Genomic DNA, 25,513 nt, shown 5'->3' with positions numbered 1-25,513 from the left:
AAAAATTAGCAAATGAAAAAGTTTTTAATTTATATCATACCCGCCCTTCTGTTTACCTCCTGCAACAAAATGCTGAAAGAAGAAGTGCATTCACAATCACCATTGGAATACATGAAAACAGTAAATGGTTTTGAGGACGGGGTTAAGGCAGCCTACTCATCTCTCCGTAATTTTTATGCAACAGAAAGAGGGATGTCGCTTACTGTATTTGGTACAGATACCTATACCATGGGGGCCGATGGCTCTTTCAAGTTCGTAAACCAATATACCCCGGGATTGGATGCCCGGGTATCTATTATCAGGGAAATATGGAATGAATTTTATTTAGCTATCAACACCTGTAATATGATTGTGGACATTGCCCCGGAAGTAGCTGGATTAGCGGAGAAAACAAAAAATATCAGAGTGGCCGAGGCTAAGTTTTTACGGGCACATTACTTTTTTGTACTCGCCCAGATGTTTGGCCCTATCCCTTTGCCATTAAAAGGCAATACTTCTGTAACCACAGAAGCCAACCGTGAGTCATTGGATAAAGTATATCCGGCTATTATCGCCGACCTGGAAGCCGCCCTTCCAAATTTAGAAGTAAAACCCACCGACTATGGACGGGCTACCAAAGCAGCAGCCGAACATTTATTGGCAAAAGTTTATCTTACCAAAGCCACCTCTGTAGCCAAACAGGCTACAGACTATGGCAATGCCTTGCTGTATGCAAAAAATGTAATAACCAACTACACACATAAGTTGCTGCCGGATTTTGCAAGGGTGTTTGAACAGGGCAGCGGTGAAAAAAATGATGAAGTTATCTGGGCGGTACAATACACCAATGATGTACGTACCAATAGCACGGGTAATAACGCCCATGTTTTTTTCCTGATGGAATATGATGTATTGCCGGGAATGCAAAGAGATGTGGCCAATGGCCGTCCTTTTAAACGTTTCAGGCCTACAAAATTCACATTGGATTCAATATTTAAAGACAGGGTTAATGATGCCCGGTACGAAAAAAGTTTTAAGCATGTATTTTATTCCAATAATGCAGCCACCATTCCAAAGGATGCCAGCGGAAATCCAAAGTACAGGGTAGGTGACACCTGTATCTGGCTGCCCGGCGTAGAATTATCTGCGGCCGAGATCAACAGTAAACCTTATGCGGTTTATCCGCCCAGTAAATACACGGCCAAAATCTACCCTTCACTAATTAAATTCCTCGATCCTTTGCGCCCCGACAGGACAACTTTTGAAGGCTCCCGTGATTATCTTGCCTTCCGTTTGGCCGAAACTTATTTGATTGCCGCAGAAGCTGCCATGTATAGCGGCGATAATATAGCAGCGGCTGATTTTATTAATGCAGTACGCTGGAGAGCTGCCCGGATTACTACAGATGCTGTGCTGAATGCTGCGTACAGAACGGCAATGACTGCAACACCTGATATGCTGAATATTGATTTCATCCTGGATGAAAGGGGCCGTGAATTATTAGGTGAGCAGGACAGATGGTTCGACCTGGTACGTACCGGCAAGCTGATAGAGAGAGTAACAAAATGGAACACGGATGCGGCAGCAAATATCAAAGACTTTCATGTGTTGCGGCCCATTCCGCAAGAACAGATTGACAGGACAACAAATGCTTTTCCGCAAAATACAGGGTACTGATTATTAAAATTAAAGAATAACAAAACCGATGGGAGGGGGCTTATTCCAAAGCCTCTTTCTATTTATAAAAAACTAAAAACAGGTATTGATGAAAAGAAATATTTTATGTGCTGTTCTTTCTTTTTTCAGCACTGGCTTGTTGGCGCAATCACCCGAAAAAGGCTGGCAAAATCTTTTTAATGGAAAAGATCTGACTGGCTGGAAAAGGCTTGGCGGTACTGCTGATTTCAGCATTGAAGATGGTGTTATTGTTGGACGGACTGTAATGAATTCAAGAAACACTTTCCTGGTTACTGAAAAGGAGTACGCAGATTTTATTCTTGAAGCAGATGTTTTTGTGGAAGATGAAGAAGGAAATGCAGGTTTGCAAACACGCAGCCATTTCAATCCTGATGCGTTTGACGGGCAGGGCCGTGTGTATGGCCGGCAATGTGAAATAGATCCAACGCCCCGCAGGTGGACCGGGGGTATTTATGATGAAGGAAGACGGGAATGGCTTTATCCCATGCAATTGAATGCCCGTGCACAACATGCTTACAGGAAGGGAGAGTATAATCATTTTAGAGTAGAATGCATCGGCAATGAAATGAAAACATGGGTGAATGGAGTGGCAACCGCTTATGTGGTGGATACTGTAGATGCAAAAGGGTTTATAGGATTACAGGTACATGGCATTAAAACAGCCGACCCTGCAGGAAAAAAAGTTTGTTACAAAAATGTCCGTATCAAAACAACGGGCCTGGTACCAACCCCGTTTCCTTCCAATGTGTATGTTTCTAATTTTGCTGTTAACAGTTTAACAGCTTATGAAAAGAAAGATGGCTGGCATTTGCTATTTGACGGAAAAACAAACAAGGGATGGAAAAGTGCAAAGGGCAAAGTGTTTCCGGAAAAAGGATGGGTTATTGATAACGGAGTTCTCTCCGTGGCCCGTGCAGAAGGTAAGGAGGCGACAAACGGCGGCGATATTGTTACCACCGAACAGTTTGCTGCATTTGATTTATCTTTTGAATTTAAACTTACTCCCGGGGCTAACAGCGGTATCAAATATTTTGTTACGCTGGCCGAAGCAAGCAGCGGTTCAGCGATAGGATTAGAGTACCAGGTATTGGATGATACGTTGCATCCTGATGCCAAACTGGGCCGTGATGGTAACCGCACATTGGCATCTTTGTACGATTTGATAAAAGCGGAAAAGCAAAAAAGATTCGTACGGCCAATTGGTCAATGGAATTTCGGAAGAGTCATCGTTTATCCAAACGATAAAGTGGAACATTATCTTAACGGAGTAAAGGTTTTAGAATATATACGGAGTTCAAAAGCATACAAAGACCTTGTCGCTATCAGTAAGTATGTAGTTTGGAAAAATTTTGGCGAAGCGCCGAAAGGTCATATCCTGTTGCAGGATCACGGCGATGCTGTTTCGTACAGGAGTATTAAAATAAAAGAGCTGAAATGGTGAGATAAATGGTAATAAGTTGTAAGTAGTAAAAGACGATTCCAAATTGTCGCTGTATAAACAGGTAAGAATAAACCACGGGGAACACTGAGAAGGCTCGAAGCTCACCAGGAAATCTTTGTGTCCTCTGTGATAAACTCTGTGAATCTCTGTGGTTAATGAGTGCGACAATTCGGAATGCACACAGTATCAAATTGTATTTAAAATTAATAAATAGAATTACCGAAAGCACAGTGTGTTACTTCCGGTTCATATTTTTTTAGCCAAATAAATTAAAATGTATATGTCAGTATCACGTCGTCATTTTATCAGGCAGTCGGCAAAAGCTTCTGCCGCCGTTTATGCAGCTGCCATGGGTTTCAGTGCAAAAAGCTATGCCAATATCATCGGTGCTAATGATCGTGTAAGAGTGGGGGTAGTGGGCTTTTCAGACCGTCATAAAAGTTCGCATATGCCTTGTTTTATGAATCACTACAAGGAGTTGAATTTTGACCTGGTGGCGGTATCAGATATATGGAAAAAAAGAAGGGAAGAAGGCACGGCTGCCTGGAAGGAAAAGATGGGCCACGATATCATTGCCTGTCGCAACAATGAAGAAATGTATGATAAAAAATTAGTGGATGCTGTATTTATCGGCACGGCTGATTTTCAACATGCGTTGCATGCGATAGAAGCAGTGAAAGCAGGTTGTGATGCCTATGTTGAAAAACCTTTTGCAGAAACGATGGAAGACAACCGTGCTGCATTGAAGGCGATAAAAGCAACAGACAGAATTATAACAATTGGTTCGCAAAGAAGAAGCGGAACAAATTATCATTCGGCGAATGAATTTATACGTTCAGGAAAGTTTGGGCCTATCACAATGGTTGAACTAACATGGAACGTGAATCAACCGGGTCGCTGGCGAAGACCTGCCTTGCTTAGTCAATTGAAAGAAGAAGATACAGACTGGAAACGTTTTTTAATGAACCGGCCGAATGACTCATTTGATGTAAGAAAATATTTAGAATATCGGTTATTCTGGCCTTATTCATCCGGTTTGCCGGGACAATGGATGAGTCACCAGATAGATACCGTTCATTGGTTTAGTGGGTATGATCACCCAAGATCTGTTGTCGCCAACGGAGGTATCTATATGTGGAAAGACGGAAGAAAGAATTGGGATACCATCACTGCTGTATTTGATTATGGCCCTGCCAATGATCCGTCAAACGGCTTCCAGGTTACGTTTGGTTCGCGCATGCACAACGGCGATGAAAAGCCGGCGGAGATCTATTATTCCAATGGTGGTGAATTGAATCTTAATACGAATATGGTTTCACCAAAAGGTGGGTTGACAAAACGATTTGCAGATGATATGAATATGCAGCCTAATTTATTGGCTGAGCAAAAATTATCTACTGTGGAAACAGTAGTTGCTTCGGCAAACACCGGAGGCGACAGGCTTACTTCCAATCATATTCGCAACTGGATGGAATGTATCCGCAGCCGTAAACAGCCGAATGCGCCAGTGGAAGCAGGTTATAATCATTCCATTGCGACTATCATGACGAATGCGGCGGCACGTACAGGCGCCAGGGTAACGTTTGATGAAAAGACGCAGGAAGTAATGGCGAATGGTAAAGTTTTTAAGTATTGATATGCAATAAACAACAAGCAATGGGCAATATGCAATGTTTCAATATTTAATATTTCAATGCTCAACATTCAATGTTCAATTCCTTATTATGTATAAACTATTTTTGATCGCTATCTTATCAGAATTATCTTTCGCTGCTCTTTCCCAGACAAAAGGGTTTGCAATAATCGAGAGACCGGATAAGAAACAGGTTGATGTTTCATTTAATAATAAATTGCTGACAGCTTACTGCTACTATGATTCCAGCAGGAAGCCTTTTCTTTTCCCTGTGAATACGGTGGATGGAAGTACAGTTACAAGGGGCTATCCTTTTCATCCTGTAGCGGGTGAAAGAACCGATCATCCGCATCATACCGGTATCTGGTTGAACTATGAATCGGTAAATGGTCTCGACTTTTGGAACAACTCTACGGCGATTGCGCCGGAGAAAAGAGATCATTACGGTACTATCGTTCATCAGAAAGTGCTTAATAAAAAAACAGATAGCGATAAAGCTTCGCTTACTACTGCTGCCACATGGATATGGCCCGATGGTAAGGTTTTATTAAATGAGGAAACTGTTTTCAATTTCAGTATACAGGATAATAACTTTATCATTGACCGCAGTACTACATTATCGGCTGCAGATATACCAGTAGTTTTCAAAGATGTGAAAGATGGCATGTTTGCGATTCGTGTAGCAAGAGAATTGGAACTGCCTTCAAAAGAAGCATCTAACTTTATTGATGATAAAGGAAATGTTACAAAGGTGCCGGCCTCTGGTAATAATGTTACCGGCATGTATTACAGCAGCACCGGATTAAAGGGAGATTCGGTTTGGGGCAGCAAAGGTCCATGGGCTATGCTCGCAGGGAAAAAACAGGGTAAGGAGATTACTATCGGAATCATTGATCATCCTTTGAATGTTGGCTATCCTGCCTACTGGCATTCGAGAGGATATGGATTATTTTCCATTAATCCGCTGGGAAGAAAAATATTCAGCAATGGAAGAGAGGAACTTAATTTTTCATTGGCGCCTGGGAAATCAACAACTTTCAGGTATCGGACAGTTATACATTCCGGCCCTGTGTTGACAAGCGACCAGATGAATAAGCTGAGTGATGAGTTTGCTAAAGAAAAATAAAGAAATAATATCTCACAAAGATACAAAGAGCACAAAGGGATTTTCTTCGTGGGCTTAATGTCTGTCCTTGTGGGAAAATCTCTTAATATAGCATTCATAATATGATCAACATGAACAAGAAATATATTTTGTTAGTGATCCTGGTCGCTGTTTTTTTTGCCAGCAAATCAACTGCACAGGATTTTAAACCCTTGTTCAATGGAAAAGATATCAGCGGATGGTATACCTTTTTAAAAACAAAAGGAAAAAGCAATGATCCGGATACCGTTTTTTCAGTGCGAAATGGATTATTAAAAATAACGGGAAAAGAATTTGGGTATATTGTCACAGAAAAAGCGTTTGATAATTTTCATTTGGTTGTTGAATTTAAATGGGGAGAAAAAAAGTATCCACCCAGGGAAGATAAAGTGAGAGATAACGGCATTTGTTATTACGTGGTGCCTACCGATAGAGTATGGCCCCGGTCCGTAGAGTGCCAGATACAGGAAGGAGATTGCGGTGATTTCTGGTTGATAGATAGTGTGACCGCCGTAGTGGATGGAGTGCAACAGGGCCCCACCAAAAATACCCGTGTGATAAAGAAAAAAGATAATGAAAAACCCAGCGGTGAATGGAACAAGGTGGAAGTGATAGCCAACAAAGGGAAATGTACACATATAGTTAATGGCGTTATTGTAAATGAAGCAACGGATGCCAGTCTCCGCACGGGAAGAATACTCATACAATCCGAAGGTGCCGAAATTTATTACAGGAAGATTGACATAAAGGAACTGTGATCAACTTTTATGGAAGTAGATACCAGTTCGATAATTTCCCAAACAAAAGACTGCGATACAACTGCTATGCGTAGTGTTTTTTTAAAAACACACGTCACTATTTTCCTTTCTTCATTATAGGAAAAATTCCACTGCTAAAATTGTTGAACGTTTTGCTAATACGCTGAATCGTTCAGGCAATAATTATTATTTACTTGCTATCATTATTATTCTGAACAGCAAATTCAGAATTGATTAACGATATACAAGTTGTATGAAGAAAAATGTACACATTGGTTGTGCTGCGGTTTTTTTATTTTCTACACTTAGTGATATCCCCGCTATCCATACAAGTCTCCTGCGGTTACTCCGCCCGGTTGAAAATTACAGACCATTTAAACGAGATCAATTTAAAAAAATCAATGCTTCTATCTTCTTAAATTAAACTGCTATCATGAAATGCTTTCATTCTGAAATCCAAGCCGGGGCACACACAAAGGTTTTGAAAAAAGACCTGCTGCTTATGTGCCTTTTTTTTAGTTGTTTGTTTTTTACAAACCTTACCTATGGACAATCCGAAAAGGTAGTTACTGTTAAAGGAACAGTTGCCAACCAGGGTGGTGAACCATTACAGGGTGTTACTGTTCAATCTAAAGCAAATGGTAAAGCAACTACTACACTGCAAGACGGTTCTTTTCAGTTGGAAGTTCCCCAAAATAGCGTATTGACTGTTTCTTATGTTGGCTTTATCAGTAAAGACATTAAAGTAGGGACAACTGATCAATCAAATTTAGGATTGAACTTAATAGCTAATAAAAACGAGATGGAACAGGTAATAGTAGTGGGTTATGGAACAAGAAAGAAATCGGATGTGACCGGTGCCATCGTTTCTATCAGCGAACAATCTATTAAAGATATACCTGCCGCTAATTTGGCGCAGGCTTTGCAGGGCCAGGGCGCTGGTATAGATATTCAAAAAAACGGGGGCAATAGTAAGCCGGGCGCAACACCTTCTATTTTAATAAGAGGATCAAGATCAATAAGTGCTACAAATGAGCCGTTGATTGTTGTGGATGGAATTCCATTTAATGGAAATTTTAACGACCTCAACCAGGATGATGTGTCTTCGGTAGAAGTATTGAAAGACGCTTCTGCTACGGCTATTTATGGTTCAAGAGGAGCGAACGGCGTTATACTCGTTAGTACCAAACGGGGTAGGCTGGGAAAGCCAGTGGTTACTTATAGCGGTTACGCAGGTGCATCAAAGATCCAGGATCAATTTCCTGTTATGAATACACAGGAGTTTTTTGAATTTAAAAAATGGGCGTTATATAATGGACGCTTCACTGGTAATAACCGTACGTACTCTGGTATTGATGACCCTGATCTGTTAACGGATGCCGGCAATTTTTCTCCTGAAGAGCTTGATGCGGTTAATAATGGCAGAAGTACCGATTGGCAGAAACTGATTTACCAAACGGGTCTTGTTACCAATCACCAGATAGGGTTTTCAGGTGGACATGATAAAACTCAGTACGCTGTGTCAGGCGGATATTTTAAAGAAACAGGGATCTATTTTGGGCAGGCTTTTGAACGGTTTACTTTAAAGGCCAGTGTAGATCAGCAACTGGGTAAGATAGTTAAGATCGGTATCAGCTCATTAAATACCTATAGTATTACCGATGGCGAAGGCGCCAACCCATTGGGACAGGCATTAAGAGCAAGCCCGTTGGCATCACCGTATAATGCTGATGGAAGTTTGTTAAATGATTTTGTCCCCGGTAGTGCCAGCCAGGTATGGAACCCGTTAGCAAATTTTGTAGATGGTGCCAGTGTCCAAAAAAGAAAAAGATTTGGAACTTTTACTACATTTTTTGCCGATGTGAATATTCTGAAAGGATTGAAGTATCGCTTCAATACCGGCATTGAGATCAGGAATGATGTGTACGGAGAATTTTTTGCAAGCAAGACTACCAATAATCTTGGCGGCTTATCCACTTCTCAAAACCGCACTGGTTTCCGCACCAGTTATACACTGGAAAACATTCTGACTTATGACAGAACATTTAATAAACATAAAGTAAACGCTACTGGTTTATTCAGTATACAGGAAGATGAGTCGCAAAGCAATCAATTTCGTAATAATACAATCGCGGCGGATCTGTTGCAATATTTTAATCCAACGTATGGAGCGAATTTAGTTGGCGAGGGTGAATATGGAAAGTGGGATATTCTTTCTTATATGGGCCGGCTAAACTATAGTTTTAACGATCGTTATTTATTAACGCTTGCTGTTCGGGTTGATGGCTCTTCAAGATTAGCTCCGGGAAATAAGTATAATACGTTTCCATCGGCGGCTGTAGCATGGAACCTTAGCAAAGAGTCTTTCCTGGAGAATAGCCATATTTTCTCCAATTTAAAATTGAGAGCAAGCTATGGAAGGGTAGGGAGTACTGCTATTGATCCGTACCAGACTTTGGGAGGGTTATCATCTTTGCCATATAATTACGGCGATGTCACCACCACGGGTGTTTACCTGAAAGCCGCAGCCAGTCGTAATCTCACCTGGGAATATACTTCTACTGCTAACCTGGGTGTTGATTTCGGTTTGTTCAATAACCGTATCTCCGGATCAATTGAAGTATACAAGCAGTCAACCGAATCTTTATTATTACCTAAAAATTTGCCTTCTACATCTGGCATTCCCGATCCTGTAACAGTTAATGTCGGCAAGACGGAAAATAAAGGAGTCGAACTCCAGTTAAGTACCATTAATATACAAAGCAGGGGAAGAAATAGTTTTAGCTGGACCACCGATCTGAACTTCTTTATTAATCGCGGTAAAATAACTGCGTTGGCAAACGGTGTTACAAAAGATGTAGCTAATAGCAGGTTTGTGGGCCAACCGATTGGAGTTTTTTATGATTGGAAAAAAGCAGGTATCTGGCAGGCTACTGCTGCCGATACAGCCTTAGCTATAAGTCTTGGACAAACAGTGAATGGTATCAGTTCTGTAATCGGTAATATAAAAAGAGAAGACATTAGCGGACCCGATGGAAAACCTGATGGAAAACTCACTGATACTTACGACAGGGTGATACTTGGATCAAGTCAACCCAAATGGGAAGGTGGTATGACCAACCGTTTTTCTTATATGGGATTTGATCTGACCGTCGTTGCATTTGCAAGATGGGGACATATGATCAGGAGCGGTTTACATGGAGCCGGTTTTGCCAATACATTCCAGGGAACTTATAACAATATCAAGACACGGTACTGGACACCAGTGAATGGAGAAAATGAATATCCTAAACCAAATGCTAACCAGACCAATACTCCCAACAATTCATTACTGGGATATTATGATGGATCTTTTGTAAAGATCAGAACCATTAGTGTGGGTTATAGGTTACCCGCATCCTTTCTTAAAAAACTGGGCGCCGGATCTGTAAGAGTATATGCAACAGTAGAAGATCCGTTTATTCTTTTCTCCCCGTTCGTCAATAAATATGGAGGGCTGGATCCGGAAGTAGCCGGCAGTGCCAGGAACCCTTCTGTTGCCATATTGAACCTGGATACACCTTCCAACTGGTCAATGATTTTTGGTGTAAATATTTCATTTTAATGAACATTTAAATAGTAGTCATGAAAAAAAGATATTTGTTTTTATATATAGTGCCCGCAATTTTTTTCTTTAGTAGTTGCAGTAAAAAGCTTGTCGAAGAGCCGAAATCGATTTTAACACCCGCTTTTCTTTCCACCACACAAGGTTTTCAGCAGGGATTGGATGCAGCTTATTCAGGGGCCCGGTTGTTTTGGGGTAGCCAGGATTATTTTACCGTTACAGTGATCGGAACCGATGAATTTAAAAGAGGTATTGATGGCAACAGCGATATCAATAATTACAGCAGTGGTTATACTCCCTCTACGGGCGTAGTAAATGCCAATTGGAGAAACGCCTACATTTTCATTAATGCCTGTAATGGCGTTATTGATAACGCTCCTGATGTAGCATTGCCGGAAGCCACCAAAAAAAGAATGGTAGCCGAAGCAAAATTTCTTCGTGCCAATTTCTATTTTATATTAGTACAATTTTTTGCGGATGTTACGTTGAATAAAAATTTTCAATTCGAGCCTACCACTTCTGCAAAACGTGATCCCCTGGCAGATGTGTATAACTTTATCGTGCAGGATCTGAAAGATGCTATGGCGGACTTATCGCAGGGCGCAATAAAAGATGTGTTACCTGGTAAAGCCACAAAAGCTGCCGCAACACATGTACTGGCAAAAGTATATTTAACAAGAGCCGGATCCCCTGCCGCTCAGCCAACAGATTATGAAGATGCCTACAATACCGCAAAAGAATTGATAGATAACAAAGCAGTTTATGGCTTGTCGCTCCTGCAGGATTTTGGAAAAGTATATGAAGAAGGAAATGAAGCTAACAGCGAAGTGATCTGGGCGGTGCAGCATACTTCCAATCTTGCTTTTAACGGTCCAAACAATAGTGGAGTTTCCAATTTCAATGCAGATAATGTTTTAAATCATATGTGGGTGCCTCAATATGAAAAGCAACCGGGAATGGTTCGTACCACTCAATATGGGCGGCCTTATATCCGTTGTACGCCTACACGATGGTTAACCGATGTGGCGTTTGCCGACAAAACAAATGATACCAGGTATGGAAAGACTTTTCAAACTGTCTGGTACGCTAATAATCCTGATCCCAATGGCTATCCTAAATGGACCGATCCATTACCACCCGGCGCCCCCGCGAATGCAGTAGTCGGTCAACCCAAATTTGCCTTTGGTGATACGGCGATCTATATGCCCGGCTTTGATGTAAGCGATGCACAGATAAAAGCAAGCCGTTATCTGCTTATTCCACCCAGGAAATACAGCAATGCCTTGTCGCCCGCGATGTTTAAATATTTCGATACAAAACGTGCCAACCTGAATTTCCCCTCTATACGTTCAGTAATCACTTATCGCCTGGGCGAAACCTACCTGATTGCCGCTGAAGCTGCATTCAGGACGGGAAAACTATCCGAAGCCGTAGGTTATATTAATACGATCCGTGAAAGAGCGGCTTATCCAGGCGGTGATCCGGTAGCCATGCATATAACCGAGGCTGATCTTTCCATAGATTTTATTCTGACTGAACGGAGTCGTGAGTTGTGCGGTGAACTGATGAGATGGCTCGACCTGGTAAGAACAGGTAAATTGGTAGAAAGAGTGACAGCCTATAATCCTGAAGCAGCGCCTAACATACAGGCAAAACATATACTGCGTCCAATTCCGCAGGCTCAACTGGATGCAGTAACAACAGATGAGCCTTATAATAATAGTATGCATTTTCCGGGTTGGAATTAATAATTAATAACAGAGGTATTTTTCTTAAGCAGGCAGTTTTTTAAAAAAGAGATCGGTAATGTTCTCATTACTGATCGGTAAGCAATCGTTAGTTTAAAGTACATCACATCATGGTGTACTTTTTTTTACCTTATTCGCCATAGGAGTTTGCATTAAAACCATTCACTCAAAAATTTCCGCCATTCACTAAACGAATATCGTAGGCGCCGGCAACGTCGGTTATTTTAGCGGTAGTAAATATCATTCTGCCTTTTGCGGATGTACACCCTTTAATAATCAATAAAATGACAACACATCAAATCGAAATGGTACAGCAATCCTGGGAAAAAATAAATCCGGTAAGACAGGCGGCCGGGGAACTATTTTATCACAAATTGTTTAATAAAGCTCCGCAAATACGGCATCTTTTTGGTAAAGATGTGAACGAACAAGCCGGAAAGTTAACCTATATGATTACGTACGTGGTGAGCCGGCTGGATAAATTAGACACTATACTGGAAGATGTTCAAAAGCTCGCTGTCCGCCATAACAAATATGGAGCTGAACCGGAACATTATATGATCGTAGGACAATGCCTGCTCGAGACGCTTGAAGAGGGCCTGGCTGGTGACTGGAACGAACAGCTAATGCAAGCCTGGGCTTCTGCCTATGGTGTCCTTGCAAATGCGATGATACAGGCGCAACAGGAATCGGCAGAAAAAAGAGCCTGATATCCGGTAAAAGTTTATAGTAGAACAATTTTTGTAAGGAAAACTGCTTAAACTTTGTTTCATTTTCTGAACTACTTATCGATTGCTCTATCTTTTACACCCGGGTCAAAAAAATAAAGAAGAATACAGCGATCTGCAACGATAAGGTCAACAAGTAAGGTTAACGATAAGCTGAAATTTCTTTGTAAACAACATTTGCTTAAGTACACTACAGAATGCGGTGTACCTTTTTGTATAACAGGTTGCCATTACTACTATCCCGTCCGTTCCACCAACCAGCGGATTCTTATGCTGGATGAATTCTACTGAGCTCTGAGCTTGTTGAGAAGTCGAAGTATGAGCAGAAATTCAGCATCCCGATTCCTATCGGAAATTCTGTTGCTACTGTTGCTGACAAGCCTCATTTATTTAACTTTGAGTTCATGAATAAACAAGTGAAGGATGTGCAATGGATTGTTCAAAAAAATCTAACGAGTCAGGAAGATTTGAATGGTTTAAGGGAAGCTTGTAATAAGCATAATGTTAATTGTATTGAAATAAATATTATTCCTTTCACAACAGAGTTGCCTGATTTTAAAGTAAACCCCTGTAATATTTATTATGGGTCAACCACTTTTAATAAGCTGATTTATAAAAATGGGAAAACAAAAAATGGATTGTTTTTTAACCCCGACACATTTTCAATTGAAAACTATATAAAAAAATGGGGAAGACACATGTTAAATTATGAAGCGTCTGTTACCACTTTTAAGGATTTAATGAATTGCAGGTATGATGGTGGAAAGTTATTATTCATCCGTCCAAATGATGATAATAAGTCATTCGCAGGTGAGGTTAAAAAGTTTAACGAGATAGGGGAATGGTACGAAAAACTGAAAACTGTTGGAAATATAGATTTGTCGTTGGAAAGCAAGATAATTGTATCAGAGCCTTACAATATAAAGTATGAATGGCGTCTTTGGATTGTTAATAAAAAAGTTGTTGCAGCGTCAAAATACCGTGAATATTTTCAATTAAGAAAAGAAAGAGGATGCCCACCAGAAGTAGTGGCGTTTGCTGAAAACAGATGCCAGGAATATACACCACATGATATCTTTGTTATGGATATTTGCTTATGCGGTGATGAATATTACATTGTAGAATGTGGGTGTATGAATGGAGCAGGGTTTTACAATGCAGATATTGAAAACATTGTTAAATCAGTCAGTGAATATTTTAGAGAAGCATGCTGCAACTAACTGAGACGTGTCCAAACCTTGCAAGGCAATTATACTCTCATCTTCATCGATTCTTTCGCCGCACCATTTTCAATTAAAATAACCTGTACCGCTTTTCTCAGATCACCGCCATCTACCATAATGCCCTCACTCGATGCACCCTCCACCCGAAGAAAAGTTGCAGCAGGTGTCAATACTTTTGTTGCAGTCAGCAAAACATCTTTTGAATTGATGAAACGCAACAACTCATTTGTTGAACTTCCCTTTGCACTCAAACCATTAATGGTGGCGTCCTGGACATTGTCAAAAATAATGGCGGGTCTCGCATCCGGTTGGTCATATTCAAATCGGACGTTTTGTAATGTGAGGCCTTTTACATTGCGGGCATACAAACCATAAGCCGGTGGTCCGCCGGGAGCAGGATCCCATACGCCAAAATATTCCGCCGCTATCTGTGGCACCGCCTTAGCCGCTTGTGCCGCTGTACCGCCACCGGCATAGCTTACATGCACATCAGTAAAACTGATATTTTCCAGGTAATATTCTCCCATCGCATTTAAGGTAATGCAGGAATTCTTTTCACCTTCCCGTATACTTACCCCAAAATGTATATCCGGGTGATTGATTGGTTTAGCCACTACCGTTGCACGAATGCCATTGAATGAGATATTGCGGATAAAAGGTTTTGTGGTTGACTGGTTGTTGTTATTTGAATTATTATTCGATGGGCCGCTGAATCCAATTCCAATTGGTCCTGTAACATTCCGCATGATAATATTAGAAAAACTAAAATTTTCAATGCTTGCCCTGCCTGCACTGATCTTGATGGGGCAACCGTAGGTATCATAGATCAAACAATTGGATACTACTATATTCTGCGACTCACCGCCACCAAAACGAAAGATGGACCAGCGGGTACTGAAGCTGCAATTGGTGATCGTTACAAATTTATTGCTGCCAAACAAAGCACAGGCATCATCCTGGCATTGCACATCGCAATTCATTATATGCACATATTCGCTGTTGTTAAAATGAAAACCATCGTTGTTCCTGTTCACCCGGTTATAAATTCTTACGCCATCAATGTACACTTGTTTGCAACTGAGTATGCGAAAACAATGATAGGCACTGGCGGTAAAAAAAGTATCCTGCATGCGTAGGTTATCGCATTGATAAAAGATAGCCAGGTGCGGCCGATCGAAATTACCGCCAACACCATTTTGGCCCGGACCTGTATTATCTCCTTTTCCATTATAAAAGGCGAGACCATTGCCATCCATCGTTCCTTTTCCTTCAATGGAAATATTATGCGCATTCACAGCAAACAAGAAAATGATATTGCCATTGCCCGAAGGAACTCCCTTACCGGCTGTATAATCTTCGCGTTTGGGACTACCTAATAATTTTCCTGCAGCAGCTATATGTATCGTAACATTGGATTTTAACTCCAATGTACCTGCAATAAAATCACCGGCAGGGATCAGCACCGTACCACCTTTATCTTTATGACAGGCATCGATGGCCGATTGTATAGCAGCAGTGTTCAATGTTTTGCCATCGCCTTTAGCTCCATAATCCTGGATATTATAAATGCGGGTTCCCGACAGTTTATCACCATCCGGTACGCCAGGTGCTGCCACAGCTTTTACACCAATCATACTTGCACCGGCTACGGTAAGCGCCGGAACAGTGACACGTCCCAGCCATTGACGGCGGGAGAGAGAATTTTTTTCATTCATGAGAATTGTATTTATAATATTGTGGTTTGGTTTTTCACGCAAAGGCGAAAAGTAAATAAGGCGCTGAGACAGTTCTTTCTTTGCGACTTTGTGCCTTATGTGGCTTTGCGTGAAATCAAAGGAGTTTACAAAGATTTATGGTATGGTGTCACGAAGGCCCAAAGCAAATCCGACGCTAAGGAAGTTCTCCCTTTGCGACTTTGCTCCTTATGTAGCTTTGCGTGAAATCAAAAGAGTTTTTTTCCTATTGTATCTATTGTATGAATTAATTTTTTTTCTTGCTTTCAATTGTGCCTTATACAACGATTCCGGTTGCAACCCATCTTTATTCTGTCCTTCCCATTCCGCATCCGGTCGGCCTTTCAGTCGACCTTCATATTTTTCACCCTTCAAACCGATGCAATAGTTTTTTCCTGAGACCCACGGGTTTTGTACCGCCGCCCGTCTCGCGGTGCAGTTCCATACTATCTGTGTTACGCCTGCCCAACCATGACCGCTTCCCCAATTGCCTCTATCTTGTATATTGATATCGCCATCGGTGGTTATGTTATCATACAAAGTGCCTGCCGCCCAGCGATGGTGCGGACCAATGTCAGCATTTGTTTTTACAGCCGTACAATTATAAAATACATTCGGGCCACATACCCTGGCGCCTGTTACGTAATCATGACGTCCTTCTTCCGCATGACAGTTGGTAAAAAGATTCATCTGCCCGTTATTGCAAAATGAATAACGCCGGCCACCCGTGATCACAGATTTTGGTTCTAAACTTTTACAATTGTCTACGGTAATAAATTTTGCATCACCCAGGAGGTTGACACAGGCGAATGCGAAAAAACGTGATGTTACCTGTCGAACCCAACCGTTTTCTATTTTATCAAATCGCACTGCATCCCAGGAGTGATCTTCCGCTGTATCACTGATAAAAGTTGATTGGCATTGCAGGTTTTCAACGCCTGTATGCGATATGCGTCCCGTGAACTGGTATTTATAGACAAAGCCGCCACCATATTTTTTTTCCATGGGCATCATGATGGGATTATCAATCGTGATAGTATTGCCGTTTATTTTCGTGATCACTCTTTCAAACCGCAGATCGTATTCCTTAGCCTGCCATTGCCGGGTGCCACCCCGGTTTTCTATCTGGTCCATCTTCAGGTCTTTGATCCACGTATCAGTGCCGGGCCGTTCTACAATTATTTTATCGCCTGTGACAAATCCTTCAACTGAAGTTAGTTTGAAACTTGTGGCGCCGGTTGCGATATGTTCATCTGCGATTGCTACGCTGGCGCCGGTTTTCTCCATTTTTCCGGTGCCTGATACATTGATAAGTGGTCTTCGCTGGTTGCCTTCGGCGATAAGAATGGTTTCATCGCCTTCGCCGCGCAATACAATACCGGAGGATTGGATTTTTACAGAACCAGGAATTTTATAAACGCCTTTCTTTAAAAGAATAGCTCCTTTAAAACCATTGGCATCCGCATTTTTTTTCGACACTTCATCTATGGCTGCCTGTATGATAGCTTCACTGCTGCCATCCGGAGCCGGCGATATTGTTTTTACAACAGTTATATCCGGTATTTTTTTATCACCCCGGTAGTAACCTACCTGGCTGAAATCAGGAATGATATTCCCATATTCATCCGGTATAGATTTAAGCGAGCCATCTTTATTTGTTTTTACAAATGAGGACTGCCACGATGGGCTATGAAGTTGTTTGAACGAACAGGCACAGACAACACAAAAAGTGACCAGCAGTTTTCGTTTATACGTGAAGATTGGCATAGCAAACAAAAGTTATAAAGAATAAATATCCATTATAATATTCCGACTTTTTTTACAGAGAAAAACGTCTGTGCCAGAATAGCTGAATAGTTTGCTAATGTAAAAGCTTCAGTCTCTGCCGCACCTGAGGAACTTAGCCAGCTACATCTTTAATCGCTTGCTGATTACCTGGTCGCAATTATTTCTGTGTAGATAAGGTTGGGGATTTACGCTGCTCATTCTGGTAATAAACTGCATTCTCAATAGAAACAGCTGATGAGTTTTTAAGCTTTATCGCATTATTAATTTCCGTTGACTTTACCATTTTTATACCTGTGATTGTTGCACCTATCACATCATCAAGAAAAAGCGCATAGCGATTGTCGGGTTTCTCAAAATTAAAGCTGCAGTTCATTACAGTGAGTCCCATTACATGTCTTGCCCAGAGCCCATACGATGGCTGGACCTTCAGGTTAGATGCGTTATATTGTCCGACACCTAATTCGGGAGGGCTGGCGGCTGTGTCAGATAGTGGATTTCCCCCTTTCACCAACAGATTCATATCATTGAAAACAATATTTTTAATGTAGCCCGTATGCTTGCCATTGGGTAACTGAAACGTTAAACCGCCTTCTATATTTTTTGTATCAGGCAAGCTGTAGCCTGCAACAATAGGAGTAGCTCTGCGTTGCGAACCATCATAAGCTTTCCAGCGGGGTTTGTTGACGCCATAAGAACTTCCGCCATATACTTCGCTAATGTCAATACCATTTAAAATAATATTTTCTACCACGCCGATATTGACGTTAGTAACGAGCAATTCATCATGTTTTGTCCCATTTTCATCAAATTTAAACCGGCTAACGCCGGCGCCTAATATTCGTCCACGGTTTGAAATTGAAATAAAAAAAGGAGTGAACGTACGAAGCATCCTTGATCTCGAATGAAGGATACCGGTGTGCCCGCAATTGAGATGAATATCTTTGATGTGGGCCCCATCATTCGTAGAGATAGAGAAGCCTGCCTTGTTAGCGCCCAGCACATAGATATTATCTACATGAATATCCATGATATCATCGGCCGTTTCAGAACCGATTTGAAAAAGATTGCAATTGGTATCACCTATGATGTTCCGCACTTTGTAATTTTTTGCTGGCCGGGTGAAACCGAGTGAACAATCTGAACCTGGTTTTACTATATCATCTGAACTTACTTTCGAATAAATATTGGTCACGGTTACATCATTGCAACCCATGAAATCATAAATGTCGCGGGCATTAGAGGAGTTGTCTCTGCCAAAATAGGTATCGTGCACATTAATATGGTCAGTCCCCGTGGCTAATAAAACAAAATGTCCGCCGCGATCTATCTTCAGCATATTATCCGTATCAAAATCCCGCGATCCATCTTTCCTGATATAGTATGGTTCATCCCGTGTCGAATCATACCAAAGATCATTCTCCCGGTAAATACCACCTATTTCCAGGTTTGTACAGAGTTTTAATGTAAACATTTTATCAGCACGATTATCCGGGGCATTATTCATCACTTTGTCGCTGGTAACCAGGTTGCCGTTGCCGGTGATATAACCATTGCCAATGATCTTGACATTATCCAGCCGTTCTCCGAAAAACATAGTATTACGAAAGTAATGATGACCTACATCTTGTTTGGTCAGGTAGTTTTCCGGATCAGCATATGGGCCAACGTCAGTGGGTGATAATCCTGAACGATATTTTTTATCACTGAACCAGGTAGATTCAGGTGTATCCGCACCCTTGATCGCTTTGATCGTTGCTCCTTTATTGATAAACAGGTATACATTACTTTTCAAATGGATCGTTCGCACGTTGTAGATTCCATCGCTGAATAGAAGAGTGCCGCCACCCATTTCGTGAAGCCGGTTGATTGCCTGGTTTATTTTTTCAGTATCATCATCATCGCCATTTCCTTTAACACCGAATTTTTTAATATCTATTTTGCCGGAATAGAACTGTACTATATTGGAATATCCTTTGCAGGAGCCTTCTTTAACAAAGATCCTGAAAGTATAGAGTTGATCAGGAGTCAGGTTGCTGATGGCGGCCATTGCTTTTTGTGTATCGATCACAGCATTTGCTCTAGTCCAGGTTTTGCCGTTATCAATTGATTGCATTACCTGGACACCTGGGGTGCTCACATTACTCCATTTAAGGTAAAGCTTTGTATAGGTGTCAGTTGTTTCTTTATAATGAAGGGATTTGTCAGTTAATCGCTCTAAATCAGAAATATTTTTTGTTACTGTCAATAAGGCTGTTTCCGCACCGACGCCAGGGCTGGTCAATACTGCCGGTTTTGACGTAGTATAGTTTGCTTGAAAAAGATAATGACCAATCCCCGAGATGTTAATATCCCGGATAACGATTGTAAGATCTGCGCCATTGACAGGTCGCAAATCAAGATGATTGAATACAAGTGAAGTGCCGCCGTCTGCAGATTTTCGTAAGAGAACTTCGCCAACAACTGTATACGAATAGTTGGTACCGGTGCGACCAATAGATTGCCTAGCCAGGTCTTTTAATTTGACTTCTCCGCGGCCAATAACATTTACGGTTGTATTGTCCATATTTACCAATATACCAGGAGGAATATTTATACTCACAGTAGCATCGGGACTTCGCTGACCTGCCGTAAAATGGAGAGTAATATTGGTCGTGCCATTGACGGTGATAGAATCCTGTTCTATTCTAAGCTGACCGCCTATCGCACCAGGCCTCGTATTAAGATAATAGGTCTTTCTTTTTTTACTGGTCGGTATCGTTACCACAAGACGGTCACCAGTGTCAACGTCACCGCTGTTTTTGATCCTTCCATTTTGATCAATTACATGGTATTGTTGTTTCGTTCCAACTTTGGAGCGAACCTGGGAAAGAAGATCTTGTATGCTTGTTTTTAGGGATACCAATCCCTCGTCTTCCGGAGTGTCTACGGTGAACGAATAAGTGGAACCAGTGAGTACGATAATACTATCAGGAGTGATACGGCTGATATGCGTAGAACGGTTTGGGACAATTTCAACACCTGCCCGGGATATCTTGTTTTGCTGAGCTGATGCAGATATAATTAAAACTACAAATGTTATGATAAATAAGTGCATTTTCATCATGCGCAGTAACGTTTGAGTAAAGAGTAAAGTTATTTCAAAGCCCCGCAGGCAAATAAGGAAGAATTACTATCAACTAACCTCAATTAGCAAAATGTGGTTGATATAACCAGGTGTCTGAACCACAGCAATAGTGATGTGACTATAACAAGCGATAAGCTGCTACCGTTTTGCCGTTCCAATGCGACCTTATACGGTGAAAAAATCAGGAATATGCAGATGATGCAAAAAAAGAGAATATAGCAAACAGGCATCCCGAAGGTTGCCTGTTTATTCAATCATCTTAACATGTACAATCGAATAGGATCTAGGCTTTAGCCATTTCTCCCATAAATTCTTTTTGATAGGTAAGAGGGCTTTTGTTGGTGATAAGCTTGAAATACTTATGGAAACTGGTAAAATTATTAAAGCCACTTTCGTAACAGAGCTGTTTTACACTAAGGTTATTTTCAATCAGCAATTTGCAGGCATGACCTACTCTGATTTCAATTAAAAATTGTGAATAGGTCTTTCTTGTTTTTGATTTAAAATAACGACAGAAAGAATTAGGGCTGATATTAGCAACGCTTGCAATCTCTTCCAGTTGAATAGGACGTTTAAAGTTTTTGATGCTGTATTCATAAATGGCCTTGATACGGTCTTTCTCATTTTCCACCAGGTCATATTTAAAGCCGATGGAAGATAAAGGTTGCAGTTGTTTGCAATCAGCTATCAGGGTGAGTGCCTCCATTAATAAAAGAATACGGTAATTATTATCCGTTTGTAATAAAGCTTCCAGGAGTTCAGCCACTTTGTATCGGGTCTTGCCGGTTATTTGCAAACCTCTTTTAGCTCTATCCAGGAGTCCCTTGATGTGAACGTTTTCGGGCAGTTGGAGAAACTGGGAGCCCCAGAAGTTTTCGCAGAAATGCGCTACTCTCACATCAGCTTTTTCTTTTGCTTCTTCTTCAAAATACGAATCATCAAATCGCCAGTAATGCGGCAGGTTGGAACCAACCAGTACGACATCGCCGGCTTTAAATTGTTTGATGCTGTCACCGATAAACTGGGTGCCTTCACCCTTTTTAAAATGGATTAACTCAACTTCGGCGTGATAATGCCAGCGATTGTTAACATATGGAACAAGATCCTGGCGAACACTGAAGGAGTACTGCGGTTCATTGCAGACTTTTAATAATTGGGGTCGCATATGCAAGCGTTTTCGTTAATAAGCAGTCTTTACGTGGAAATTTTGTAAAAACGAATTTCTACTGCCAATTTAGCTTATAGAAGGTGGGCGTTTATCATAATCTTACGCAAACGTTTTCGTGACTGGGTATGCGAAGTAATCAATATGTAATCAATGATTTAATGACGAAAAGTAGATGAAGAGTCTTAGTATTTTTAGCCTCTTCTGGTATGCTTTTCCGGAGTATAAAATCGCTACCTGGAAAGCAAAAAACAGGTTTTCTGAATGTCAAATTAATCGATCTTCGGGAACTGTAATAAAAAAATTACGCAATCGTTCCCGGCAAAGTCTATGCAAATATTCTCTTAAAAAATATTCCACTATAAACCAGTCATCCTGGTTTTCGTTTTTAAAAAGTTCTGCAGGTAAAATCAATGACATGGAATGTTAAGCAGTGTAACGTTATTAATTATGCGGATTTTTTAACGGCTATTTAGCCGTAGATCTTCTATCAATTATTTGAGAAGGAATTATCATTTTCCTTTCAGTGGGTAAAATCATCTTTTTCTCAATGATTTTAAAAAGTATGTTGGCGGCTTCTTTGCCGATATCGTATGCAGGTTGGACAATAGTAGAAAGGGGTGGATCAAACAATGCAGCCGCAGCCAAATTAGAAAAGCTTATCACTTTAATTTTCTTCGGTATAGTGATGCCTAATTCCTGGCAGACCTGGTAAGTATTGACAGCTAATTTTTCCACTGCAGCAAATATGCCATCCACATTTTTTTCTTTTTCAAGAAAGTCACGGATGATTTGACGGTTCTCATCATCACTGGTAGTACACTCCAGTGTCAGATCATTTTCAAGGCCATACATTTCCAACGCTCTTTTATAACCCAATTTTCGCCTGGTGCTGATAGAAAGTGTTCCGGCCATAGATAAAAAAGCGACCCTCTTGCAACCTGCTTTCAAAAGGTGTTCGGTTGCTTTGAATGCTGCGTCTGTATCATCGGTTGTTATACGGGGAACGTTCATACTTTCGCATACCCTGTCAAAAAGAACCAAGGGTGTATTGCCTTCCTGGTATGCCTGCAGGTGCTCAAAACTGTTAGTTGTATTCGAAACAGATATCATTAATCCATCTATTCTTCCGTTTCTTAATAGCTGAAGGATATCTTTTTCCCTGGTATGGTCTTCATGGGTCAGGTAGATCAATACATGATAACCTTTCTTTTGCGCAACAGCTTCTACGCCATTCATCACTTGTGAAAAAAAGTTATTTTCTATTTCAGGTACAACCACAGCGATGGTTTTGCTCTTGCTTTTCCTGAGGCTGCTGGCATGGGGGTTGGGTTGAAAGCCCAGCTTTATTGCCAACGCTTTTACCCGTGCTGTTGTCTCCGGGCTTATTTCATGGCTATCTCTCAATGCCCGTGATACCGTCGACACTGACAGCTTTAATTCTTCAGCCAGTCTTTTTAAATTTATATTATCCATCCGGTGGTGTACAGATTTTATTTTTAAGCAGCTATCAAATTTCAGTGACAATTTCCAGAGGTAGATATTTCAAATATAGTGGCTAAACGGTATGCTAATATAGTTGAATAATAGGACAATTTTTGAAAGTGGTCCGTCAGCAATATATCTTTATTTGCGATGGATTAAAGCGAACTTCAAAAGGGTATGTACATGCTCTTACCCGTCGTGCCAGTATTGAAAAACTGGCGGGACTGATGGATGGGGTAGGCCCTTGGTTATAAATTACAAAAAAGTTAGTATGATAAAACCTTTTTTAAGTGTGTTATTGATTTCTTTAGTAGCAATTATTTCCTATGCAAACGATTCAACCAGGGCAACTAAAGGAATTGTATGGCGTGATAGTAACGCAGGTTTGAAATTACCCACAGGATTTGGGGCGTCGATTGTTGCTGACAGTCTTGGTAAAGCCCGTCACATCGTGACAACGGCGCAGGGAGCCATCTATGTTAAATTGGATAGACTGTTAGGAGGAAAAGGAATTGTCAGGTTGAAAGACACAAATGGCGACGGCAGGTTTGATGATGCAAAAAGTTTCGGCACTTATAGAGGCACCGGCATCACCATTAAAGAGGATTATTTGTATGCTTCTTCCAATGATGAAGTATACCGGTATAAGTTGGATGAAAATGGCGAGGTAATAAACCCTGATGCCCCGGAAAGAATTATTAAAGGCTTGGTCAACGGCAGGCAACACAATACCAAATCAATTGTGCTTGATGATAAAGGGAATATTTACGTTAACATTGGCGCTCCTTCCAATTCATGCCAGGAACAGGATAGGGGGAAGGGATCAAAAGGAAAGGATCCCTGTCCGCTTTTAGATACCGCTGCAGGTATCTGGCAATTCAGGGCAGATAAAGCTGATCAATCATATAATGATGGAGTTCGCTATGCTACAGGCTTGCGCAACGTAGTGGGTTTAGATTGGAACTATCAAATTAATGAATTGTTTGTAGTACAGCATGGACGTGATCAGTTAGATATGTTCCCGGAATATTTTACGGCGCAACAAAATGCAGTGATACCCGCGGAAGAAATGTTTATGATTAAGAAGGGTGCTAATTGTGGATGGCCCTATTGTTATTTTGATGTACAGCGGCATAAAAAAATGCTGGCTCCTGAATATGGCGGTGATGGTAAGACAACAGGCCGGTGTGAAGGAATGGAAAAACCGGTTGTAGCTTTTCCTGCACATATGGCGCCGAATGCATTGTTGTTTTATACGGCTGATATGTTTCCTGAAAAATATAGGAACGGGGCCTTTGTTGCGTTTCATGGATCATGGAATCGTTCGCCGGAGAAGCAGGAAGGTTTTTATGTGGCATTTGTACCTTTCAAAGACGGAAAACCCAGTGGCGATTGGGAGGTTTTTGCAGATGGCTTCGCTGGTGTTGAAACGGTAATGTCTACCCGTGAAGCAAAGCACAGGCCGTGTGGACTAGCGCAGGGGCCGGATGGCTCTTTGTATGTGAGTGACGATGCAAAAGGAACTATTTATAAAATTGTTTACAAGGGAAATTAAAAAGCAGCAGTGAAATATGAAAAAAAGAGTTATTTTTTTGATACCGGTGTTATTGATTGCATTAATTGTTTTTGCTGCGTCGCAGTTACCAGATAAAGCAACCATGGAAAGAGGCAAAAAAGTGTATAACAGTTATTGCATTACCTGTCACCAGGCAGATGGGGGCGGAGTACCGCAGCTTAATCCACCGTTGGAAAAAACATCTTATGTATTAGGGAGTAAAACAAAATTGATCCGGGTTGTGTTAAAAGGGATGGATAGTCATGAGGAAATAGACGGGGAAATATACAGTAATACAATGGCGCCCTTCAATTATCTTACTGATCAGCAAATCGCTGATGTACTCACTTATATCCGCAATAGTTTTAGCAACAGAGCTACATCTGTTACACCAGGTGATGTGAAATACGTTCGGGCCAGGACGAAATGATGTTATCTATTCCTGAAATAGGCTTGGAAATCTTCTTTTGACTTTGCGAGTAGAAAGACTAAATGATAGATTAAAAAGAAAAGGTGCCTGATTTTCAGCGACTCCTTAAGGATGTGTGCAGAGGCTGTAGCCCTAATTGCGTTGGCAGGGCACTGTGATTTAATCACTCACTTAGGCACTCTGAACTTAAACAAATTAATTTGGGAACATCAATATTTTTTACTCTTTAAAGGGTGTAACTTTAAGTGTTAGCAACATCCTTGCGGTAGCAAAAAGG

At 41.1% G+C, this 25,513-nt stretch carries 17 protein-coding genes; 12 read left to right on the top strand and 5 right to left on the bottom strand.

Going from position 1 to position 25,513, the window contains the following annotated elements:
- Positions 1-12 precede the first annotated feature (12 nt).
- The 9 genes from ACFEL9_RS09065 (at position 13) to ACFEL9_RS09025 (ending at position 13,953) form a co-directional block, all read left to right on the top strand.
- Positions 13-1,656, top strand: a complete 1,644-nt coding sequence (locus ACFEL9_RS09065) for a RagB/SusD family nutrient uptake outer membrane protein (RefSeq protein WP_385888678.1) — start codon at positions 13-15, stop codon at positions 1,654-1,656.
- 88 nt (positions 1,657-1,744) lie between these two features.
- Complete coding sequence (locus ACFEL9_RS09060; protein ID WP_385888675.1) at positions 1,745-3,118, top strand: 3-keto-disaccharide hydrolase; 1,374 nt, start codon at positions 1,745-1,747, stop codon at positions 3,116-3,118.
- Positions 3,119-3,398: 280 nt separating this feature from the next.
- Positions 3,399-4,754, top strand: coding sequence for a Gfo/Idh/MocA family protein (locus ACFEL9_RS09055; protein WP_385888672.1), 1,356 nt, complete (start codon positions 3,399-3,401; stop codon positions 4,752-4,754).
- An 88-nt stretch (positions 4,755-4,842) separates the two neighbouring features.
- Positions 4,843-5,877: a DUF6807 domain-containing protein gene (locus ACFEL9_RS09050; RefSeq protein ID WP_385888670.1), complete on the top strand. Its 1,035-nt coding sequence runs from the start codon at positions 4,843-4,845 to the stop codon at positions 5,875-5,877.
- Positions 5,878-5,987: 110 nt separating this feature from the next.
- The gene (locus ACFEL9_RS09045; RefSeq protein WP_385888667.1) at positions 5,988-6,653 is read left to right on the top strand and encodes a 3-keto-disaccharide hydrolase; all 666 of its coding nucleotides are present in this window, start codon (positions 5,988-5,990) and stop codon (positions 6,651-6,653) included.
- Between the two features lie 502 nt (positions 6,654-7,155).
- Positions 7,156-10,257, top strand: a complete 3,102-nt coding sequence (locus ACFEL9_RS09040; RefSeq protein ID WP_385888664.1) for a SusC/RagA family TonB-linked outer membrane protein — start codon at positions 7,156-7,158, stop codon at positions 10,255-10,257.
- Positions 10,258-10,277: 20 nt separating this feature from the next.
- The gene (locus ACFEL9_RS09035; RefSeq protein WP_385888661.1) at positions 10,278-12,005 is read left to right on the top strand and encodes a RagB/SusD family nutrient uptake outer membrane protein; all 1,728 of its coding nucleotides are present in this window, start codon (positions 10,278-10,280) and stop codon (positions 12,003-12,005) included.
- Between the two features lie 284 nt (positions 12,006-12,289).
- Positions 12,290-12,715, top strand: a complete 426-nt coding sequence (locus tag ACFEL9_RS09030; RefSeq protein ID WP_385888659.1) for a globin domain-containing protein — start codon at positions 12,290-12,292, stop codon at positions 12,713-12,715.
- 422 nt (positions 12,716-13,137) lie between these two features.
- Positions 13,138-13,953 (top strand): ATP-grasp domain-containing protein, encoded by an 816-nt coding sequence (locus tag ACFEL9_RS09025; protein WP_385888656.1) that lies wholly within the window; start codon positions 13,138-13,140, stop codon positions 13,951-13,953.
- A 29-nt stretch (positions 13,954-13,982) separates the two neighbouring features.
- Here the strand turns inward: ACFEL9_RS09025 and ACFEL9_RS09020 are convergent, their stop codons facing one another.
- From ACFEL9_RS09020 to ACFEL9_RS09000, 5 genes are all read right to left on the bottom strand, one after another.
- Entirely contained in the window at positions 13,983-15,671 is a 1,689-nt protein-coding gene (locus ACFEL9_RS09020; RefSeq protein WP_385888654.1) for a glycoside hydrolase family 28 protein, read from the bottom strand.
- A 207-nt stretch (positions 15,672-15,878) separates the two neighbouring features.
- On the bottom strand, positions 15,879-17,456 hold the full coding sequence (locus tag ACFEL9_RS09015) for a hypothetical protein (protein WP_385888652.1): 1,578 nt from the start codon (positions 17,454-17,456) through the stop codon (positions 15,879-15,881).
- A 178-nt stretch (positions 17,457-17,634) separates the two neighbouring features.
- On the bottom strand, positions 17,635-20,580 hold the full coding sequence (locus ACFEL9_RS09010) for an endopygalactorunase (protein WP_385888650.1): 2,946 nt from the start codon (positions 20,578-20,580) through the stop codon (positions 17,635-17,637).
- A gap of 304 nt (positions 20,581-20,884) precedes the next feature.
- The gene (locus ACFEL9_RS09005) at positions 20,885-21,766 is read right to left on the bottom strand and encodes an AraC family transcriptional regulator (protein ID WP_385888649.1); all 882 of its coding nucleotides are present in this window, start codon (positions 21,764-21,766) and stop codon (positions 20,885-20,887) included.
- Between the two features lie 468 nt (positions 21,767-22,234).
- A complete protein-coding gene (locus tag ACFEL9_RS09000) occupies positions 22,235-23,242 on the bottom strand; it encodes a LacI family DNA-binding transcriptional regulator (RefSeq protein WP_385888646.1) in 1,008 nt (335 codons plus the stop codon).
- Between the two features lie 122 nt (positions 23,243-23,364).
- Between ACFEL9_RS09000 and ACFEL9_RS08995 the strand changes: the two genes are divergently transcribed.
- From ACFEL9_RS08995 to ACFEL9_RS08985, 3 genes are read left to right on the top strand one after another with little or no spacing between them, the layout of a single operon-like run.
- Positions 23,365-23,505 (top strand): hypothetical protein, encoded by a 141-nt coding sequence (locus tag ACFEL9_RS08995; protein WP_385888643.1) that lies wholly within the window; start codon positions 23,365-23,367, stop codon positions 23,503-23,505.
- Between the two features lie 17 nt (positions 23,506-23,522).
- On the top strand, positions 23,523-24,806 hold the full coding sequence (locus ACFEL9_RS08990; protein WP_385888638.1) for a PQQ-dependent sugar dehydrogenase: 1,284 nt from the start codon (positions 23,523-23,525) through the stop codon (positions 24,804-24,806).
- A gap of 16 nt (positions 24,807-24,822) precedes the next feature.
- On the top strand, positions 24,823-25,236 hold the full coding sequence (locus tag ACFEL9_RS08985; protein ID WP_385888635.1) for a c-type cytochrome: 414 nt from the start codon (positions 24,823-24,825) through the stop codon (positions 25,234-25,236).
- Positions 25,237-25,513: the final 277 nt, after the last annotated feature.

Source organism: Terrimonas alba (assembly GCF_042434975.1).
GTDB lineage: Bacteria > Bacteroidota > Bacteroidia > Chitinophagales > Chitinophagaceae > Terrimonas_B > Terrimonas_B alba.
The sequence above is the reverse complement of the archived record's forward strand: the minus strand, read 5'-3'. Positions and strand labels throughout refer to the sequence as shown.

Bases quoted from the DNA above. Each gene is read 5' to 3' on its own strand.
- ACFEL9_RS09010 (WP_385888650.1), bottom strand. From the start codon at position 20,580: ATGATGAAAATGCACTTATTTATCATAACATTTGTAGTTTTAATTATA.
- ACFEL9_RS09065 (WP_385888678.1), top strand. From the start codon at position 13: ATGAAAAAGTTTTTAATTTATATCATACCCGCCCTTCTGTTTACCTCC.
- ACFEL9_RS09005 (WP_385888649.1), bottom strand. From the start codon at position 21,766: ATGCGACCCCAATTATTAAAAGTCTGCAATGAACCGCAGTACTCCTTC.
- ACFEL9_RS09060 (WP_385888675.1), top strand. From the start codon at position 1,745: ATGAAAAGAAATATTTTATGTGCTGTTCTTTCTTTTTTCAGCACTGGC.
- ACFEL9_RS08990 (WP_385888638.1), top strand. From the start codon at position 23,523: ATGATAAAACCTTTTTTAAGTGTGTTATTGATTTCTTTAGTAGCAATT.
- ACFEL9_RS09000 (WP_385888646.1), bottom strand. From the start codon at position 23,242: ATGGATAATATAAATTTAAAAAGACTGGCTGAAGAATTAAAGCTGTCA.
- ACFEL9_RS09055 (WP_385888672.1), top strand. From the start codon at position 3,399: ATGTCAGTATCACGTCGTCATTTTATCAGGCAGTCGGCAAAAGCTTCT.
- ACFEL9_RS09035 (WP_385888661.1), top strand. From the start codon at position 10,278: ATGAAAAAAAGATATTTGTTTTTATATATAGTGCCCGCAATTTTTTTC.
- ACFEL9_RS09020 (WP_385888654.1), bottom strand. From the start codon at position 15,671: ATGAATGAAAAAAATTCTCTCTCCCGCCGTCAATGGCTGGGACGTGTC.
- ACFEL9_RS09030 (WP_385888659.1), top strand. From the start codon at position 12,290: ATGACAACACATCAAATCGAAATGGTACAGCAATCCTGGGAAAAAATA.
- ACFEL9_RS09025 (WP_385888656.1), top strand. From the start codon at position 13,138: ATGAATAAACAAGTGAAGGATGTGCAATGGATTGTTCAAAAAAATCTA.
- ACFEL9_RS09050 (WP_385888670.1), top strand. From the start codon at position 4,843: ATGTATAAACTATTTTTGATCGCTATCTTATCAGAATTATCTTTCGCT.
- ACFEL9_RS09015 (WP_385888652.1), bottom strand. From the start codon at position 17,456: ATGCCAATCTTCACGTATAAACGAAAACTGCTGGTCACTTTTTGTGTT.
- ACFEL9_RS08985 (WP_385888635.1), top strand. From the start codon at position 24,823: ATGAAAAAAAGAGTTATTTTTTTGATACCGGTGTTATTGATTGCATTA.
- ACFEL9_RS09040 (WP_385888664.1), top strand. From the start codon at position 7,156: ATGTGCCTTTTTTTTAGTTGTTTGTTTTTTACAAACCTTACCTATGGA.
- ACFEL9_RS09045 (WP_385888667.1), top strand. From the start codon at position 5,988: ATGAACAAGAAATATATTTTGTTAGTGATCCTGGTCGCTGTTTTTTTT.